Raw genomic sequence first — 16,987 nt, forward strand, 5'->3', positions numbered from 1 at the left:
TAACCCTATAGGAAATCTATAGCTTGATAATAGAACCTTTGAAATTACAAGCTTTAGTTAAAATTTGCACCATGGTGCGCCATATAACCTTAAATATCAAATAGCTTTTTTATCTCATTAGAATTAAGCCCATTACCTATAACGCATACTCTTCCTGAATAGTCAGGGGAGGAGTTTCTTATGTCAAACTCGCCTGGAACATAATCGAATTCAAGCCACTTGCTGCTTGAAGACTCAATAATCCCTTTGGCTCTAAGGACAGTTCCATATACATTTTTATCATTTAATTTAGATAAAATGGCTTCTAAGGTACTTTTAGAAAATATCTTTGGAGTTTCAATACCTATGGTTTTGAAGGTATCCACTGTTGATTTAGAAGTTGTACTTTTAACAGCAACTCTTAAGGAGTTGTCTTTTAAAAGATTCACTTTTGCAATAAGCTGCTTTTGAGCATCTCCTTCAGCGATTTCTATTATGTCTTTAGCCTTTAAGTTATCCCATGGGGTTGTTATTATATTGGCACTTTTATTTAGTGCTTTGATTTTATCAACTACTTGTACTACATGATCTTTGCTTACATTTTGGGTTCTGCTTAGGATTATAGTTTTCGCATTTATTATTTGGTTTTTATAGAATTCATCGAAGTTCATAACATACATATCATACTTAGTTACATCAATTACAGTCATTATCATGTTTAGGGTAACTTTATCTTTTAGAGTAGGTTCCTTGAATACTGATAATATCTCAGATAGCTTTGCAACCCCTGAAGGCTCTATTATTATCCTTTCAGGATTGTACTTTTCGATAACTTCACTTATTCCATCAGTAAAGTCTCCATATACACTGCAGCATATACAGCCAGCGTTGATCTCTTTAACATCTATCTTAGTAGTTTTTAAAAAACTGCTATCAATGCCGATTTCTCCAAATTCATTTTCAATTATAGCTATTTTATCATTCTTTAGTTCTTCACCTATAAGCTTTTTTATAAGCATAGTTTTTCCTGCACCCAAGAATCCAGAAAATAAATCGACTTTAACCTTCAAATAAATCCCTTCTTTCTAAATATATAAGTTTTTGGCTCTGTTAAAGTACTGTGTTGAAATTAAGTGATCAGTGATCCGATGCTTAGATGAGCTTGCCCTAATTGCTCACTCATATAGCATTTCCTTCATTACCGCTTAATTTCAAGAATCCTATTAAACATAGCTAAATTTTTAGGAAAAGGCTTTGTTAAGTTAAACAATATTAATAAAATTAGCCTTAAGAATCACCGGTCTGGTTCATTATAATGTTTTTATAAGTTTGTCTTAATACTCTAGATTATGTTCCACTTATTAATTTTAAACCTATAAAATCACTAAATCAACGCAAATGATTTGCATTATATGTTGTACATATAAAATTTACAATTGGAACTAGGATTAAGAAAACTTTTAAACAGGAGAGTTTTTACTTAATATGAAGGAATTTTAAAGATATTTATACTTGAAGGCTTAGTATTTTAGATTAATAAGCTCATAACATAAGTGATGGGATTAGATTATGAGAGATGAGTTCACAAAAAAAGAACCTAATATAAATAGACTCTCTTTTATGAGTGTCCATTATATAGGTTCCATTTTACTAGAACTCTTGCCTTTCTTTTAGTTATATTTAGATAGTAACTACAATGCAGCTGTTAAAAGTTGTTGGAATTCTATAAGAAGATTTTATTTGAAACGGTTAATATTTAATCTACACTTCAAATAAAAATCTATATCTCATAATAAGCATATCCTTTACATATAAGAGCGCATACCTGCCCACAAAAGGGAAGTATTCATTTCCATAAAGTATCACTTTAGATATGTATTGTTGTAAGCTTGTAGCTTTATTTTGTGTTAGCAGAACTTTTCTGGCTTTGCTTTGTTTTAAGGCATCATTTAACCTTGAGGTATAGCTACAGCCCCCAGATGCAGACAATATAATTAGTAAGGAGTCCTTATCAAGGCTCTTGATGTTTTCTAATTGCTGATCTATGTCAATAAATACTGTAGCAAATTTACCTAAAACCATCAGTTCTCCTTGAAGGTCTAAGGTTATGGTTTGAGCGGTGTTTAAACCTACAAAGGCCACATTCTTATATTCATGTATTTGACTAGCTAACTCATCAATTTCTTCAATCTTTAAGGCTTCGGTGGCTAAGTCTATGTTTTTCTTTGCCATATTTACTAGATTTGTAGCATCCTCATTAACATTCATATTGATGCTCTTATTCCTAGGATTGAAATACTCATTTTCCTCATAAATAAGCATGTTCTTAAACTCAGAAAAGTTGGTACAGCCCAGTTTTCTGCAGAATCTACTTATGGTTGATATTGATACATAACAAAGATCAGCCAATTGATTTATACTAAGGGTGGGAATTACATTTAAGTTCTGAAGTATTATCCAGGATATATTATAATCAATATCTTTTTCATTGCTATTATTTATTATTATTAGTAATTTGTGAACTATATCACTCATTTTTTCACCACCGGTACTTGTATTTGTATATAGAGTTCCTAACTAAACTATTAATTTATGAATGCAGCAAAGATTCCTAGAAACCGTGATTTTCTAATAGTTATAAATCTAAGTTTCCATATAGGAACTTTTTAGTTTCTAACTTAGCTGCTAAGTTATACAGGCTCGAAAATCCATATATTTTTGATTATCGAACAAGTACAAGTTAAGTTTACATATAGTAACTGCTTACTTAAGTAGTTTATCTATAATTTGCTCACATATTTCGTGGGTAATAAGTGCATCCTCTAGGCTTATATCAGTAGCTTTTCCATCCCTTACACAGTCTAAGAAATGATTTATTATCTGGACGAAGCCTTTTCTAAATAAGGTTGTATCCCAATCAGCTAATCTAGATAAACTTTCTTCATTTTTTGCAAAGGTTGAGGTTAGGGCTGACTCCTTAACTACAAGCTTTTTTTCGGCACACATATATTCAAGTACTTCCTCAGACATACCGCTATTTCTATTCATTATTGCAATTGAGGTAGTATTGGTATTTGATAGTTTAGTCACTACGTTGTACAGATTGTCGCCATCTAAAAGTCCATTTACCTGTAGGTCTGAAACGTCTCCCCCCATCAAATATCTAACGGTATCAATAACGTGTATATAATCATCAAGTACGAAGGTTCTTATATCCTCTGGTCTAGCAAACCTGTTTTTTTGCATTATGATTATATTAGCAGTTTTCTCTTTTTTTAATGAGGCATACATAGGTGCAAAACGTCTGTTAAAGCCTACCATAAGTGTTCTGTTGCATTTCTTAGCTATGGAAGCTAGTTCCTTTGATTCTTCATAAGAGTAGGAAAGTGGTTTATCTACATAAACATCTATACCAGAAGTTAGTAGTTTTTTACAGATTTCGAAATGAGACTCTGTTGCTGTATGTACGAAGGCTGCTTTTATATTTAAGTTTATTAGTTCATCTACAGAGGTTGTATATTCACTAACTCGATACTGTTTAGCTAGTTTCTCTAGCTTTTCGCTATCCCTAGTACAAAATATAAGTTCAATATCCCCTCTAGCTGTTATAACTGGTAGGTATGCCTTTTGAGCTATTCCACCCAGGCCTATTACTCCTATTCTCATAACAAATCCTCCTTATGTATTAAATTTATTTATGGAAATGAGAATCGTAAATTCATAAAAATTTCTATCTTGAGTAAACCATTAACGTTATGTATGATTTAAGCAATATAAATATTTATCTTAAGCTGAAGAGATTCGATTCTTCAGTTATCTTATACAGTAATTATAAATCACTTAAACCTCAATGACAAACACAGATATATGCTGTAATATAATAGATATCCAACTTCGGCTATTGATTTATACATGTTTGATTATCCCTAGAAGTCTGGATCATCTAATCCAAAAAAAGTTGTAATTATCGTTGTATGTATAAATTAAGTTTTGGTAAAGGATACCTATATATAGGAATTGGGGGCTAAAAAATGAACGACAAAATCAAGATTTTATTTGCAATGATTATCTTTGGGAGTATAGGCATATTAGTAAAAAATATAAATCTTCCATCTTTAGAAATTGCATTTCTTAGAGCTACAATCGGCAGTGTTTTTTTATTTTGCTTTAGTTTATTAACGAAGCAAAGCTTCTCTTTAGATAAAATAAAGAAGAATGCCTTGCCACTTATTATTTCTGGGGCAGCCATAGGCTTTAACTGGATACTATTATTTCAAGCTTATAAGTATACAACTGTATCTATAGCTACTATAAGCTATTATTTTGCACCTATGTTTGTAATAATAGCAGCACCTTTTGTACTAAAAGAAAAGCTTACAACAACTAAAGTTCTATGCTTAATAGCCGCACTTATTGGAATAATAATGATCAATTTGGGAGACGGTTCAGGTGTGCCATCTCAAAATGTTAAGGGAATACTTTTTGGACTTAGTGGCGCTGTTTTATATGCCACTGTAGTGTTGATAAATAAATTTATAAAAGATTTATCTGGTTTTGAAACTACCTTAATACAGCTTGCAGTATCAGCAATAACCTTACTTCCTTTTATAATATATAGAGGAGAAATAGCAAACGTTAAAGAACTTGGTCCTAGCGGATTAATATATGTATTGGTTGTAGGAATAATACATACTGGTATAGCGTATATGCTTTATTTCACAGCAATGAAGAGCTTGGAAAGCCATTCTATAGCCATTCTAAGTTACATAGATCCAATATCAGCGGTGATATTTTCTACATTATTATTAGGAGAATCCATAACTGCTGTCCAAATCATTGGAGGCATAATAGTTCTTTTATCCACCTTTTTAGTTGAAAGAGTTGGTAAGGTAAATACCTTAGAGATGTAGATAGGGTTAATTTTAAGTGATTTGGCAATAATATGTATAAGCACTACATTTATATATTATTGAGGTGAATTATGAGAATACCAAATCATGTTGGAATAATACCAGATGGAAATAGAAGATGGGCTGTGGATAAGGGACTGACTAAAGAAAGTGGCTACATTTCTGGAATTGATCCAGGATTAGAACTTTTTAAGCTGTGTAAGAATGCTGGAGTTAAAGAAGTAACTTACTATGGTTTTACTGTTGACAATACAAAGAGGCCAGCAGAACAAAGAAGAGCTTTTACAGAAGCTTGCATAAATGCGGTTCAAATCCTTTCAGGTCAGGATGCGGAGCTATTAGTTGTAGGAAATACAAAGTCTGATATGTTTCCAGAGGAGTTATTGCCATACACTGTAAGAAAGACCTTTGGTAATGGCGGCCTTAGAGTTAATTTTTTAGTTAATTATAGTTGGAAGTGGGATTTGGACCATTTAAAAGAGGTCAAATCCAGAAGTAATAATATAAATAATCAGATACAATCTTATGATGTATCAAGAGTGGATCTTATAATAAGATGGGGAGGAAGAAGAAGGCTAAGTGGGTTTCTTCCTGTACAATCAATATATTCTGACTTTTATGTTATAGATGATTATTGGCCTGATTTTAAACCTCAACATTTTTATGATGCTCTTAGTTGGTACAATGAACAAGATATAACTCTTGGAGGATAATTGTTAAGTATTCTAGTAAGTTTAAAAAATTGATTATTTTTAATATTAGGTGGTTGTGAAGAAGAGGCTATATGAGAGAGTACTCATTAAAAATCTTATGGCTGACCACTTTATTTTAACAGAGCATAAAACTTATACACAAGTTTTTATAGAGTATTAGTTTTTAGTGGATAAAGATAAAAACATTGTGGATAAAATTAAGACTTACGCAATTAGAAAATCACTAATGAGGGGGATTCATTAGTGATTTTTTTTCTATATAAAAGATTTTCCTACATTAATTATTATGAGCTTGAACCAGTACTGCTAGAACTGGTGTTATTTGTTCCGTTGCTATTACTATTGCTATTGGTACCATTATTGTTGCCATTATTATTTTGTCTTTGACGGTTTGGCATATCTGCCCTTACCTTTTCCATTACCTTAGTAGCTTGATCTTGAGTTATAACACCATCTGAAACTAGCTTGCTTAAAGGATTGAAGTTTCCTCTGTTACCCTTTGTGCCGTTGCCGTTCTTAGTGCCTTGACCTTGCTGTGAATTTTCACCGTTTTGAGTAGTCGATCCTTGATTATTATTTTGATTGCCTTGACCATTTGAGCCTTGAGCATTATTTCCACGGCCTTGGCCATTTGGTCTCTGGGTTAAGGTTGTTAAAGCTTCAAGAACCTTAGTTCCTTGATCTTTAGTTAGTGTTCCATCACTTACAAGTGCATTTACATCAGTCTCCATTTGTTTCTTTCTTTCCTCTGCATTAGCAGCAAAGTTACCATTTCCATGCTGTCCTTGTTGCCCTTGCTGACTCTGCTGGTTTTGCGTGGAGGCCTGAGCTACATCGTTTTTATTAGCGCTGCTGCATCCTGTAAGTAATAATCCTGAAATGCTAAGGGCGGAAACTAGCATTATAACTTTCTTCGATAATATGTTTTTCATCATGCTTTCACTCCTCAAACTTTCCTAATTTTTTATTTTTAAGTAATTTGATAACTAAGTTTTTGCTTAAGAGTCCATTTATCAGAACTTAAGTTATAAATGCACAATCCCGTATTATGGGACATACATAAATTAATAATTGAGCTAGGAACTCTATAAGATGATTATATTCAATCATTATGTCAATTTGATGGGATGATTTTGAACAATTTGTTACAAAGTAAAAAAGGATATATGATGTCAATTATTATTGACATCATAAATCCTTGATTTTATTGGATTACTTTAGGTATTTATTAAACCATTCAGTTATTTCTGTTAGTCTTCTTATTCTATGCTTAGGTTTACCACTTCTGCTTAATTCATGGTTTTCGCCTTTAAACATGCAAAGCCTTGCGTCCACTCCGTGGTACTTTAAAGCAGTATACATCTGAAGTGCCTCAGGTATCCAACATCTATAATCTTGATCAGAGTGTAAGAACAATGTAGGAGTCTTTACTTTATCAGCATACTTTAACGGGGAGTGGAACCAAACCTTTTCGTAGTCACTCCATGGGGTAGCAGCAGTTTGATCAGGTTCAAAGAAATATCCTATATCTGTTGTACCAAAGAAGGAAGTCCAGTTAGAAATACTTCTTTGAGCAGCAGCTACTTTAAATCTATCAGTATGACCTATTATCCAGTTAGTCATAAATCCACCGTAAGAACCACCAGTAACACCAACTCTTTCTGGATCTATAAAGGAGCATTTCTTAAGTACTTCATCGGTAAATTTCATTAGGTCATCATAGTCTATGGTACCGTATTTGCCACGAATATCAGCAAATTCATTACCTTTTCCATCGCTTCCTCTAGGGTTGCAGAAGAAAACAGCATATCCCTCGCTAGCCCAATACTGCATCTCATGGAAGAACACTGTTCCGTATACAGTTTTAGGTCCACCATGAATATCCAATATAGCAGGATATTTTTTGCTTTCATCAAAATCTACTGGCTTAATAACCCAACCATCTATTATCACACCTGGTTCAGTTTCAACACTTAGCTTTTCTGGTAAAGAAATTACTCTATCTGCTTTAACCCATTGGTTGAAGGAGGTTAATTTAATTAAATCTTGTTCCTTCAAGCTGTAAATCTCTTGAAGAGAGTTTGCTTCCATAGCTATAAGTAATATGTCTTCTCCATTTATGCTTATCCCCTCAACAGTTCCATTATCTTTAGTTAGGGTTTCCATATTGCCATTAGCATCTATTCTGTTAAGGAAGGAACTATCATCTTCTGTGGTTACGAAATATAGATAATCATCTTCAACCTTTGTAGCTTCTGATCCAGCATATCTGCAGTCAGATCCAACAGAATTGTATAGAGCCTTATCGAAGTCAGGGGTTATGCAGATTTGTTCAAGAGAGTTTAAATCAATAGTGTAGAACTTAGCATTTTCATTAACTCCATAACTGACCATATCTGTTGAAGCTACGATTAACTTTTCATCAGATATAAAGTCAGCATAACCGTTACTCATTGGCACAGGTTGTGGTATTACCTTTAAGGTCTTAGTCCTAAAATCATAGATAGATATGTCATTTGTAAGAGGCATTTTATCTTTAAAATAATAGCTTAAAATTACTGCTTTAGTCTTAGTTTTATTTAAGGCAAAGAAGTCAACATTGGTATTGTCACAAGTGAGCTTTTCAACCTTTTCAGTAGATACTGTGAATAAATATAGGCTTGTTTTCTTGCTTCTTGTAAATCCCGCTCCGTTAAGCCAAAAAGGTATCTCATCTAAGACTTCGTAGTCTTCTTCCTCTTTTCTTCTAGCTTTTTCTTTTTCTCTTTCTTCAACACTAAGGCTGTCTAAATCTACTTCTCTAGGATTGTATTCAGCGGTAAATAAATAAGTGTCAGCATCTACTTGTTTAATTTGGCTTACTGCTTTAGGTATATTTAAGAACTTTACAGCTTCGCCTCCATGGATGTTGATCTTATAGTATTGAGTGAACTCTTCACCAGCTTCTTGTTTTTCCTTATCCTTAGGGTCTCTTTGAGCAGGAAAAACTATATTCTCTGAGTCAAGCCAGAAAAAGCTTCTTTCACTATCAAAAGAAGTTAATCTATATTTTGAATTATCCTTTAGATTAAGAATCCAAAGATTTGAAAGATACTTGTTATCTTCTATACTAGCTTCATGTACAACAAAGCAGGCGTATTTACCATCAGGGGAATGTTTTATTGAAGAAAGGAAGGTATATCTAGCAAGGTCGTCAATTTTTGTTTTTTCCATTTTATTAGTCCTCCAAATCAAGAAAGTATTATTTGTATTTGATTAAAACAGAGTTCCTAACTAAACTATTAATTTATACATGCCCGAAAGTGGCCAGAAGCCGGGATTTTCGAACAGGTATAAATCAAGTTTCGATATAGGAACTCTTAGCTTAATTCTGCCCTGTTTTAATATTTTTTAAATTATAATCTTTTATCTTTGGTATGATTAATTTATTTTACTTCAACAATCCATCCTTCAGGAGCCTTTTTGTCTCCAAATTGTATGCCTGAAAGAGTATCATAAAGTTCTCTTGTTATTGGTCCTACTTCTGTTTCACTGTGGAATACATGTAGTTTATCCTTATAGAAGATTCCTCCTATTGGGGTTATTACAGCAGCGGTTCCACAAGCCCCAGCTTCTTTAAACTCATCTAGATTGTCTATAAACACATCTCTTTCTTCAGCTTCTAAGCCTAAGTATTCCTTAGCTAGATAAAGTAAAGAGTACTTTGTTATACTAGGAAGTATTGAAGGTGAATATGGTGTTACAAACTTATTGTCCTTTGTTATACCAAAGAAGTTTGCAGCTCCCACTTCTTCTATCTTAGTATGAGTAGCAGGATCTAGATAAACGCAGTCTGCGAAGCCAGCCTTAGCTGCTAATTCATGAGGATAAAGACTTGCAGCATAGTTACCGCCAACCTTAGCTGCTCCAGTACCATAAGGAGCTGCTCTGTCATAATCAGCAATTGCGTAGTTAACTGGAGTTATTCCTCCCTTATAGTAAGCTCCTACAGGAATACAGAATACACAGAATAAATATTCAGGTGCTGGCTTAACGCCTATGTTGTCTCCAACTCCTATTATGAATGGTCTTAAGTACAATGTAGCTCCAGTTCCATATGGAGGAACAAAGTGCTCATTAGCTTTGACCACTTGTATACAAGCATCTATGAACTTTTCTTCAGAAATTACAGGCATTAAAAGTCTCTTGCAGCTGTTTGCTAGTCTCTTAGCATTTTGATCAGGTCTGAAAAGTTGTATCTTTCCTTCCTTTGTTCTGTAAGCCTTAAGCCCTTCAAAACATTGCTGACCATAGTGTAAAGCAGTTGAGGCCTCGCTTATTGAAAGCATGTTATCTTCTACCAATGCTCCATCATCCCATTGTCCGTCTTTCCACTTAGAAACATAACGGAAATCAGTTTTAATATAACTAAACCCCAAGTTATTCCAATCAATATTTACTTCTTTAGACATAAAAAAGCCCCCTATCTATAAACTATACTTTTTTTCCTATTATTTAATTTTATCACTTTTAATTGTAATGTGAAATAAAGTTTTACATTAATAAAGACTTATATTAATAAAAAAATATTTTTAACAACTTTATAGTATAAATTGTTAAATTGTTCAAAAAATATCAAAAAATATATTGCTTTCAGTTTAATCCTCTACTATACTAAATCTTAATAAAATAATACTTATCGGAATAGTTGGTAATTCATAAGTTTTATTTAAGGCTCTGTTAAAGTACCGTGTTGAAATTAAGTGGTCAGTCATCCGATGCTTAGATGAGCTTGCGCTAATTGCTCGCTCATATAGCATCTCCTTCTTAACCACTTAATTTCAACGATATTATTAAACATAGCCTTATTTAAAGGTCCATGTTGATGACTGTTTTAATCTAAGCAAAGGCTTCAAATATTCAAATTGGGGGAATATTTGAAGCGAAATAATCTGAAAAGTCATAGAATTATTATAGCTGTGATGTAATTAATATGGCTGAATTTGTGAATAACTATGTTAAGTTAGTAACAAGAAATTTTGGGGGGCTTATTTCATGAATAGTAATACAGAGAGCAATATAGTTTGGCATAATACAAGTGTTAGTAAGGAAGATAGGGAAAGTCTGTTAAACCAAAAGGGTATAGTTCTATGGTTTACTGGACTTTCAGGGGCAGGTAAGTCTACTGTTGCTAATGCTTTAAGTGTAGAACTACATAACAATTCTTATTTTACCTACCTTTTAGACGGGGACAATCTAAGACATGGCTTAAACTCAAACCTTGGTTTTTCCAAAGAAGACAGAGAAGAAAACATAAGAAGGGTAAAGGAAGTAGCCAATCTTTTTGCAGATGCTGGTATCATAACCCTAGCTACCTTTATATCTCCTTTTAGGAAAGATAGAGATAGCGTAAGAGAATTATTAGGAGGCAGATTTGTGGAAGTTTTTGTGGACTGTGATTTAGAGGTTTGCGAAGACAGAGATCCTAAGGGGTTATATAAAAAAGCAAGAACAGGTCTTATAAAAGACTTTACAGGGATAGACTCACCTTATGAAAAACCAGAAAATCCAGAGATAACTATAAATACTCATAAATCTACCATAGATGAATGTGTCGAACAAATAATAGAGTACTTAAAAGCAAAAGCATATTTGAATAGGAGCTAAAGCATTTTGGGGGGCTAAAAAATGAATATAAAAAAGATTCTTGCGTCTATAGTGACATCTGTACTGGTATTGGGGCTTGTGGGATGTTCATCAAAAAGCAAAGACACATCTAAAGTCACAATTGGCTTTTTCTCTAATATAACTCATGCTCAAGCTTTATTAGGAATGAACAATGGACAGTTTAACAGGGACATAGGGGATGAATATAGTCTTAACTTCAAGCAATTTAATGCTGGGCCAGATGAGCTTCAAGCTCTACTAGCAGGAAGTATAGATATAGGCTATATAGGACCAGGTCCTGCTTTAAATGGTTATATAAATTCTAAAGGTGCCATTCAAATAATAGCTGGAGCTTCTAGTGCAGGAGCAGTTTTACTCACATCAAAAGATTCTTCAATAAAAAACGCAAAAGACCTATCAGGAAAGAAAGTAGCAATTCCCCAATTTGGCAATACCCAAGACTTATCACTAAGAGCGCTTTTAAAGGAAAACGGATTAAAAGATAAAACCAGTGGGGGAACTGTTGATATAGTACAAGCGGAAAATTCTCTAATCAAAACTCTTTTATCTCAGCATAAAATAGATGCAGCATTGGTACCAGAACCTTGGGGAGCTAGGCTGGAGCAAGAAGCTGGAGCTAAGGTGGTTCTTGACTACAAAGATGTTTGGAGAGAGGGAAATTATTCTGTGGCAGTAGTGGTAGTTAGAAAAGAGTTTATGGAAAAGCACCCGGAATTAGTTGAAAAGTTTTTAAAAGCGCATGTAAGCCTTACGGATTATATCAACTCCAATCCGAAAGAAGCAAAAAAGGCAATAAACGATGAACTTAATAAGCTTACTAAAAAACCTTTAAAAGGAGAGGTGCTGGATAAGGCTTTTAATAGGCTTGAAGTGACTAACTATCCTATAAAGGATTCCATAGTAGAGATGGCGGAGCTTTCAAGAAGCATAGGTTTCATAAGGGAGGAGCCAGAGCTAGCTGACTTATACAGCCTTGATATGCTAGATAAAGCTATTAAGGAATATGAGAAAGGCAAAACAAAATAAAAAGGGGGCAAAGACGTTGAGTCTTGTTATTGAGGGAGTAAAGAAGAAATTTATAACAAAGCGTAAAGAGACCTATACTTTAGATAATATCAATCTTGACTTCAAAAAAGGTGAATTTGTGTGCATATTGGGGCCGTCAGGATGCGGAAAATCTACCTTGTTAAATATAATTGCAGGTCTTGAGAGTCCTACAGAAGGAAGAATAACCTTAAATGGCGATGAAATAAAGGGTGTTGGCGTAGACAGAGCAGTTATGTTTCAGGAGTCTGCTTTATTTCCCTGGCTAAAGGTTATAGATAATGTGGAGTTTGGAATGAAAATAGCTGGTGTTCCTAAGAAGGAAAGAAGGGAGAGGGCTCTTCACTACCTTAAGATGGTTCATCTTACTAAGTTTCAAAATTCCTATGTTCATGAACTTTCAGGAGGAATGAGACAAAGAGTAGCACTTGTTAGAGCACTTACTTTGGATTCAGAAGTATTACTTATGGATGAACCCTTTGCTGCTTTAGATAGCCAGACTAAGAACATCCTTCAGACAGAACTACAAAAGGTATGGCTTGAGACTAAGAAGACAATAGTGTTCATAACTCATAGTGTTGAGGAAGCTGTTATTTTAGGAAATAGAGTTATTGTTATGTCTGCAAACCCAGGAAGGGTAAAAAAAGAGTTTAACATAGACTTGGCAAGACCGAGAAAAGCTGAAGATGTTAACTTAACATATATTGCAGCTCAGGTTATGGAAGAGCTTAGAGAGGAGGTAGAGAGGATTGCAAAAGCAGAATATGACAGTGATTGGAGTTTTGAAAAAGATAGCGTTTTATATAGCTCTAGTAGCCATATGGGAACTGGTATATAAGCTAGGGGTAGATGTGTTATCTATATGGAAGCCATATACTTTCCCGTCACCTTTTCAAGTTACTAAAAGTTTGTATAACTTAGTTAAGGATAATACCTTGTTTATAGCTATACTGGCAAGCATGGGAAGACTTTTGTTAGGTTATCTGTTATCTGTAGTTATTGGTCTTTCTCTTGGTCTTTTTATAGTTCGCTTTAAGTATATAGGGGACAACATAAAGGCCTTAATCTTAGGTCTGCAGACTCTACCAAGCATATGCTGGGTGCCCTTTGCCATACTTTGGTATGGAATAAGTGAACAATCCATAATATTTGTTATTGCCATGGGGTCTATATTCTCTATTTCTATAGCTACTGAGGGTGCTATAAGTAACGTATATCCATTATATATAAAGGCTGCAAAAACTATGGGAGCTAAGGGACTTAAGCTTTATATCAATGTTATCATTCCAGCAGCTCTTCCAGGAATTGTAGCTGGGATGAAGCAAGGGTGGTCTTTTGCTTGGAGAGCTTTGATGGCTGGAGAAATGATATCTTCTTCTAAGGGACTTGGATATGTACTTATGGTAGGAAGAGATGTTGGAGATATAAGTCAAGTGGTTGCAGTAATGGTGGTAATAATAGCTTTAGGGTTGTTACTGGACAAGATAGTATTTGGAAGAATAGAAACTAACATAAGACAAAAATGGGGACTTAAGACGGAAATATAAGTATAAGCAATAAGGGAGGCTAAAAATTGGATTTTAGAAAGGAAGTTTTGGAAACTGATGTTTTAGTCATTGGTGGAGGCACTGCCGGTTGTTTTAGTGCACTGAACATAGATGACAAGTCTGATTTAAAGGTAATAATAGCGGACAAGGCAAACATTAAGAGAAGCGGCTGTCTTGCAGCAGGAGTTAATGCTCTTAATGCATATATAGGAAAAGGTGAGACCGCAGATTCTTTTGTAGAATATGTAAAGAGAGATTCGGAAAATGTCATCAGAGAAGACTTGGTTTACGATATTGCAAAAAGACTAAATAGCGTAACTAAAAAGATAGAGGATATGGGGCTTCCAATCCTTAAGGATGAAGAAGGAAACTATATTCAAAGAGGAAAACGAAGTGTAAAGATAAATGGGGAAAATATAAAGCCACTTCTAGCTGATGAAGTAAATAAAAGAAAAAATATAAAGATTCTAAATAGAGTAAATATAGTGGATTATCTAGTGAAGGATAAAGAGGTGATAGGTGCCATAGGTTTTTCTCTAGATGAAAAGATTATTTATGTCATATATGCAAGCTTTGTAATATGTGCTACAGGAGGAGCATCAGGTATTTATAAGCCTAACAACCCAGGTTTTTCAAAGCACAAGATGTGGTACAGCCCGTTTAATACTGGTGCAGGTTATGCTATGGGTATAAGAACTGGAGCTGAGATGACATCTTTTGAAATGAGGTTCATAGCTCTAAGATGCAAGGATACCATAGCACCTACAGGTACCATAGCTCAAGGGGTAAAGGCAGAGCAGATAAATGCTCTTGGCGAAAGTTATGTATCAAAGTATGGTAAACCCAATACTCATATTAGACTATATGCCACAGTTATGGAGAACAAGCTTGGAAATGGACCGTGCTATTTAAAAACAGAAGGCATCTCAGAAGAATTGGATAAGGATTTATTCAAGGCTTATTTAAATATGGCTCCAGCACAAACCTTAAGATGGTTAGAGAGAAACACTGGCCCTTCTAAGGAAAATGTTGAGATTGAGGGTACAGAGCCTTATATAGTAGGTGGACATACTGCTGGTGGCTATTGGATTGATAACAAAAGAAGAACTACCCTTAATGGACTTTATGCCGTTGGAGATGTAGCTGGAGGAAGTCCTAAAAAGTATGTTACAGGCTGCTTTGCAGAAGGGGAGATTGCTGCAGAAGCAATCATTGAAGAGGCTGGAAATAGAAAAATCCATAAGTTAAGCGATGAAGCTTTACAAGAAAAAGTATCATTTATTAGTAGTTTTTTAGCTAATGAAGACTCTGATTACTCTATAGAGCAAATAGAAGAGCTACTGCAAGAAGTTATGGACAAATATGCTGGAGGTATATCTAAGGCTTACATATATAATGAAAAAGGTTTAGATACTGCTGAAGAGAAGCTTGAAGAGTTATTTGGATTGGCAAAAAAGCTTAGAGCAGAGGATCTTCATGAACTCATGTTTATCTTTGAAGTAATAGACAGGCTTTATGTTTCCAAGGTTTTGATAAGTCATCTTAGAGCAAGAAAAGAAACCAGATGGAGATGTTATCAAGAAAATGAAGACTATCCAAACAGAGATGACGATAATTGGATGAAATATGTGAACTCCATATATAAAGATGGAAAGGTTAATATCATATTTAGAGACTTAGTTAGAAAGGATGAGGCTTATGAGCATAGGAATTGATAAAGATAAATGTATAAGCTGTGGTAAATGTATAAAGGTTTGTCCTGGAAGCTTAATCTATAAAGATGACCATAATAAAGCCTATATAAAGTATGAAGATTCTTGTTGGGGTTGCACTGCTTGCCTTAAAGAGTGTGGAAGCTCTGCTATCACTTATTTCTTGGGAAATGATATCGGTGGTGTAGGAGGTTCTATGAAGGTAAAAAGAGAAGGTCAGTATTGGAAGTGGGAGATAAAAGCATTAGATGACAAAACTCATATTGTAAAGATAAATACTAAAGAATCAAATAAGTACTAGCGGTTTATTATAAAATTTAACGCCTCACTTAATAAACCAGAGGTGCTTACAATAATCTTTAGTAGTTTTATTTTAGTTGGTTTTTATGACTAGATTTATATATAAAAGAATTCTAAATAGTTTTTGTGCCTTAGCATTTAGCACAGTTTGCAGGGCTAAAGCAAATAATATAAGGCATTTAGAGCTTATAAAAGTATGATTAATTAGGGGGTTATTTAATTGAATCATTTAGATAAGTTAGAAAATAAAAGTATTCATATTTTAAGAGAAGCATATAGTGAATTTAAGAATTTAGGAATGTTATGGTCTATAGGTAAAGACAGTACAGTACTTCTTTGGTTAGCAAGAAAGGCTTTTTTTGGACATGTACCTATTCCTCTCATACATGTAGATACTCATTATAAGATACCTGAGATGATACAGTATAGAGACAGAGTGGCTTTAGAATGGAATCTAGACATGATTTATGGGGAAAACAGAGAAGCTCTAGACAATAATGAAACCTTTCCAGATGGGAATATCACTAGACTTGAGTGTTGCAAGAGACTAAAGACTGAGGCTTTAACAAACACTCTTAATGGAAGCTGGCCAAGATATAGATTAAACCATGACCTTGGTAGATATGAAATAGATAGAAATACAGAGCCCTTCACTGGCATTATCGTTGGGGTAAGAGCAGATGAAGAAGGAAGCAGATCAAAGGAAAGATATTTTTCTCCAAGAGATAAGAATAATGACTGGGATGTAGCTGAGCAACCACCAGAATTCTGGAATCAATACAAAACTGATTTTGCACCTGGAACTCATGTAAGAATACATCCGCTTTTAGATTGGACTGAGCTTGATATATGGGAGTATATAAAGAGAGAAAATATTGAAATGGTATCACTGTATTTTGACCAAGGGGAAGGAAAAAGATATAGATCCTTAGGTTGCTACCCATGTACTACCCCTGTAGAATCTACAGCTAAAAATGTTGATGAAATAATAGAAGAGCTTAAAACTGGTAAGTTTGCAAACATAGCTGAGAGATCAGGAAGAGCACAGGATAAAGAAGATGGCGGCGGTTTAGAAGAGCTAAGAAAAAATGGTTATATGTAAGGATGGGGGCTAT

Annotated in this window: 15 protein-coding genes; 9 read left to right on the forward strand and 6 right to left on the reverse strand. The window is 34.2% G+C overall.

All coding sequences use genetic code 11. The annotated features are described in order from the left end of the window. Nucleotides 1–89: 89 nt before the first annotated feature. The 3 genes from GXK57_RS00735 to GXK57_RS00745 form a co-directional block, all read right to left on the reverse strand. The gene (locus tag GXK57_RS00735; protein ID WP_160669963.1) at nt 90–1,049 is read right to left on the reverse strand and encodes a GTP-binding protein; all 960 of its coding nucleotides are present in this window, start codon (nt 1,047–1,049) and stop codon (nt 90–92) included. Between the two features lie 691 nt (nt 1,050–1,740). Beyond that, complete coding sequence (locus GXK57_RS00740) at nt 1,741–2,514, reverse strand: MurR/RpiR family transcriptional regulator (RefSeq protein ID WP_160669966.1); 774 nt, start codon at nt 2,512–2,514, stop codon at nt 1,741–1,743. A 228-nt stretch (nt 2,515–2,742) separates the two neighbouring features. Continuing rightward, on the reverse strand, nt 2,743–3,645 hold the full coding sequence (locus GXK57_RS00745; RefSeq protein ID WP_160669969.1) for a Gfo/Idh/MocA family oxidoreductase: 903 nt from the start codon (nt 3,643–3,645) through the stop codon (nt 2,743–2,745). Nucleotides 3,646–4,010: 365 nt separating this feature from the next. Between GXK57_RS00745 and GXK57_RS00750 the strand changes: the two genes are divergently transcribed. Then, nucleotides 4,011–4,889 carry a DMT family transporter gene (locus GXK57_RS00750; protein ID WP_160669972.1) on the forward strand — a complete coding sequence of 293 codons (879 nt, stop codon included), beginning with the start codon at nt 4,011–4,013 and terminating at the stop codon, nt 4,887–4,889. Nucleotides 4,890–4,960: 71 nt separating this feature from the next. After that, on the forward strand, nt 4,961–5,602 hold the full coding sequence (gene uppS, locus GXK57_RS00755) for a polyprenyl diphosphate synthase (RefSeq protein WP_160669975.1): 642 nt from the start codon (nt 4,961–4,963) through the stop codon (nt 5,600–5,602). 284 nt (nt 5,603–5,886) lie between these two features. Here uppS and GXK57_RS00760 read toward each other — a convergent pair whose 3' ends face one another. From GXK57_RS00760 to GXK57_RS00770, 3 genes are all read right to left on the reverse strand, one after another. After that, nucleotides 5,887–6,537, reverse strand: a complete 651-nt coding sequence (locus GXK57_RS00760; RefSeq protein WP_160669978.1) for a hypothetical protein — start codon at nt 6,535–6,537, stop codon at nt 5,887–5,889. Between the two features lie 277 nt (nt 6,538–6,814). Beyond that, nucleotides 6,815–8,815 (reverse strand): S9 family peptidase, encoded by a 2,001-nt coding sequence (locus GXK57_RS00765; protein WP_160669981.1) that lies wholly within the window; start codon nt 8,813–8,815, stop codon nt 6,815–6,817. A 212-nt stretch (nt 8,816–9,027) separates the two neighbouring features. Beyond that, on the reverse strand, nt 9,028–10,053 hold the full coding sequence (locus tag GXK57_RS00770) for a branched-chain amino acid aminotransferase (RefSeq protein WP_160669984.1): 1,026 nt from the start codon (nt 10,051–10,053) through the stop codon (nt 9,028–9,030). A gap of 583 nt (nt 10,054–10,636) precedes the next feature. On the opposite strand from GXK57_RS00770, the gene cysC reads away from it, so the two are divergent. The 7 genes from cysC to cysD all read left to right on the forward strand — a co-directional run bounded on the left by cysC (nt 10,637) and on the right by cysD (nt 16,974). Continuing rightward, complete coding sequence (gene cysC / locus GXK57_RS00775; protein WP_160669987.1) at nt 10,637–11,248, forward strand: adenylyl-sulfate kinase; 612 nt, start codon at nt 10,637–10,639, stop codon at nt 11,246–11,248. 21 nt (nt 11,249–11,269) lie between these two features. Then, the gene (locus GXK57_RS00780) at nt 11,270–12,295 is read left to right on the forward strand and encodes an aliphatic sulfonate ABC transporter substrate-binding protein (protein ID WP_160669990.1); all 1,026 of its coding nucleotides are present in this window, start codon (nt 11,270–11,272) and stop codon (nt 12,293–12,295) included. A 16-nt stretch (nt 12,296–12,311) separates the two neighbouring features. Next, nucleotides 12,312–13,151, forward strand: coding sequence for an ABC transporter ATP-binding protein (locus GXK57_RS00785; RefSeq protein ID WP_160669993.1), 840 nt, complete (start codon nt 12,312–12,314; stop codon nt 13,149–13,151). Beyond that, nucleotides 13,063–13,860 (forward strand): ABC transporter permease, encoded by a 798-nt coding sequence (locus tag GXK57_RS00790; RefSeq protein ID WP_243156339.1) that lies wholly within the window; start codon nt 13,063–13,065, stop codon nt 13,858–13,860. The genes GXK57_RS00785 and GXK57_RS00790 overlap by 89 nt, the downstream gene beginning before the upstream one ends. Nucleotides 13,861–13,886: 26 nt before the next feature. Then, nucleotides 13,887–15,575, forward strand: a complete 1,689-nt coding sequence (locus GXK57_RS00795) for an adenylyl-sulfate reductase subunit alpha (RefSeq protein WP_160669996.1) — start codon at nt 13,887–13,889, stop codon at nt 15,573–15,575. Continuing rightward, complete coding sequence (locus GXK57_RS00800) at nt 15,559–15,873, forward strand: ferredoxin family protein (RefSeq protein WP_160669999.1); 315 nt, start codon at nt 15,559–15,561, stop codon at nt 15,871–15,873. The genes GXK57_RS00795 and GXK57_RS00800 overlap by 17 nt, the downstream gene beginning before the upstream one ends. Before the next feature lie 219 nt (nt 15,874–16,092). Further along, nucleotides 16,093–16,974, forward strand: coding sequence for a sulfate adenylyltransferase subunit CysD (gene cysD / locus GXK57_RS00805; RefSeq protein ID WP_160670002.1), 882 nt, complete (start codon nt 16,093–16,095; stop codon nt 16,972–16,974). Nucleotides 16,975–16,987 lie beyond the last annotated feature (13 nt).

It is taken from the genome of Clostridium sp. C8-1-8 (assembly GCF_009928445.1).
GTDB lineage: Bacteria > Bacillota > Clostridia > Clostridiales > Clostridiaceae > Clostridium_AR.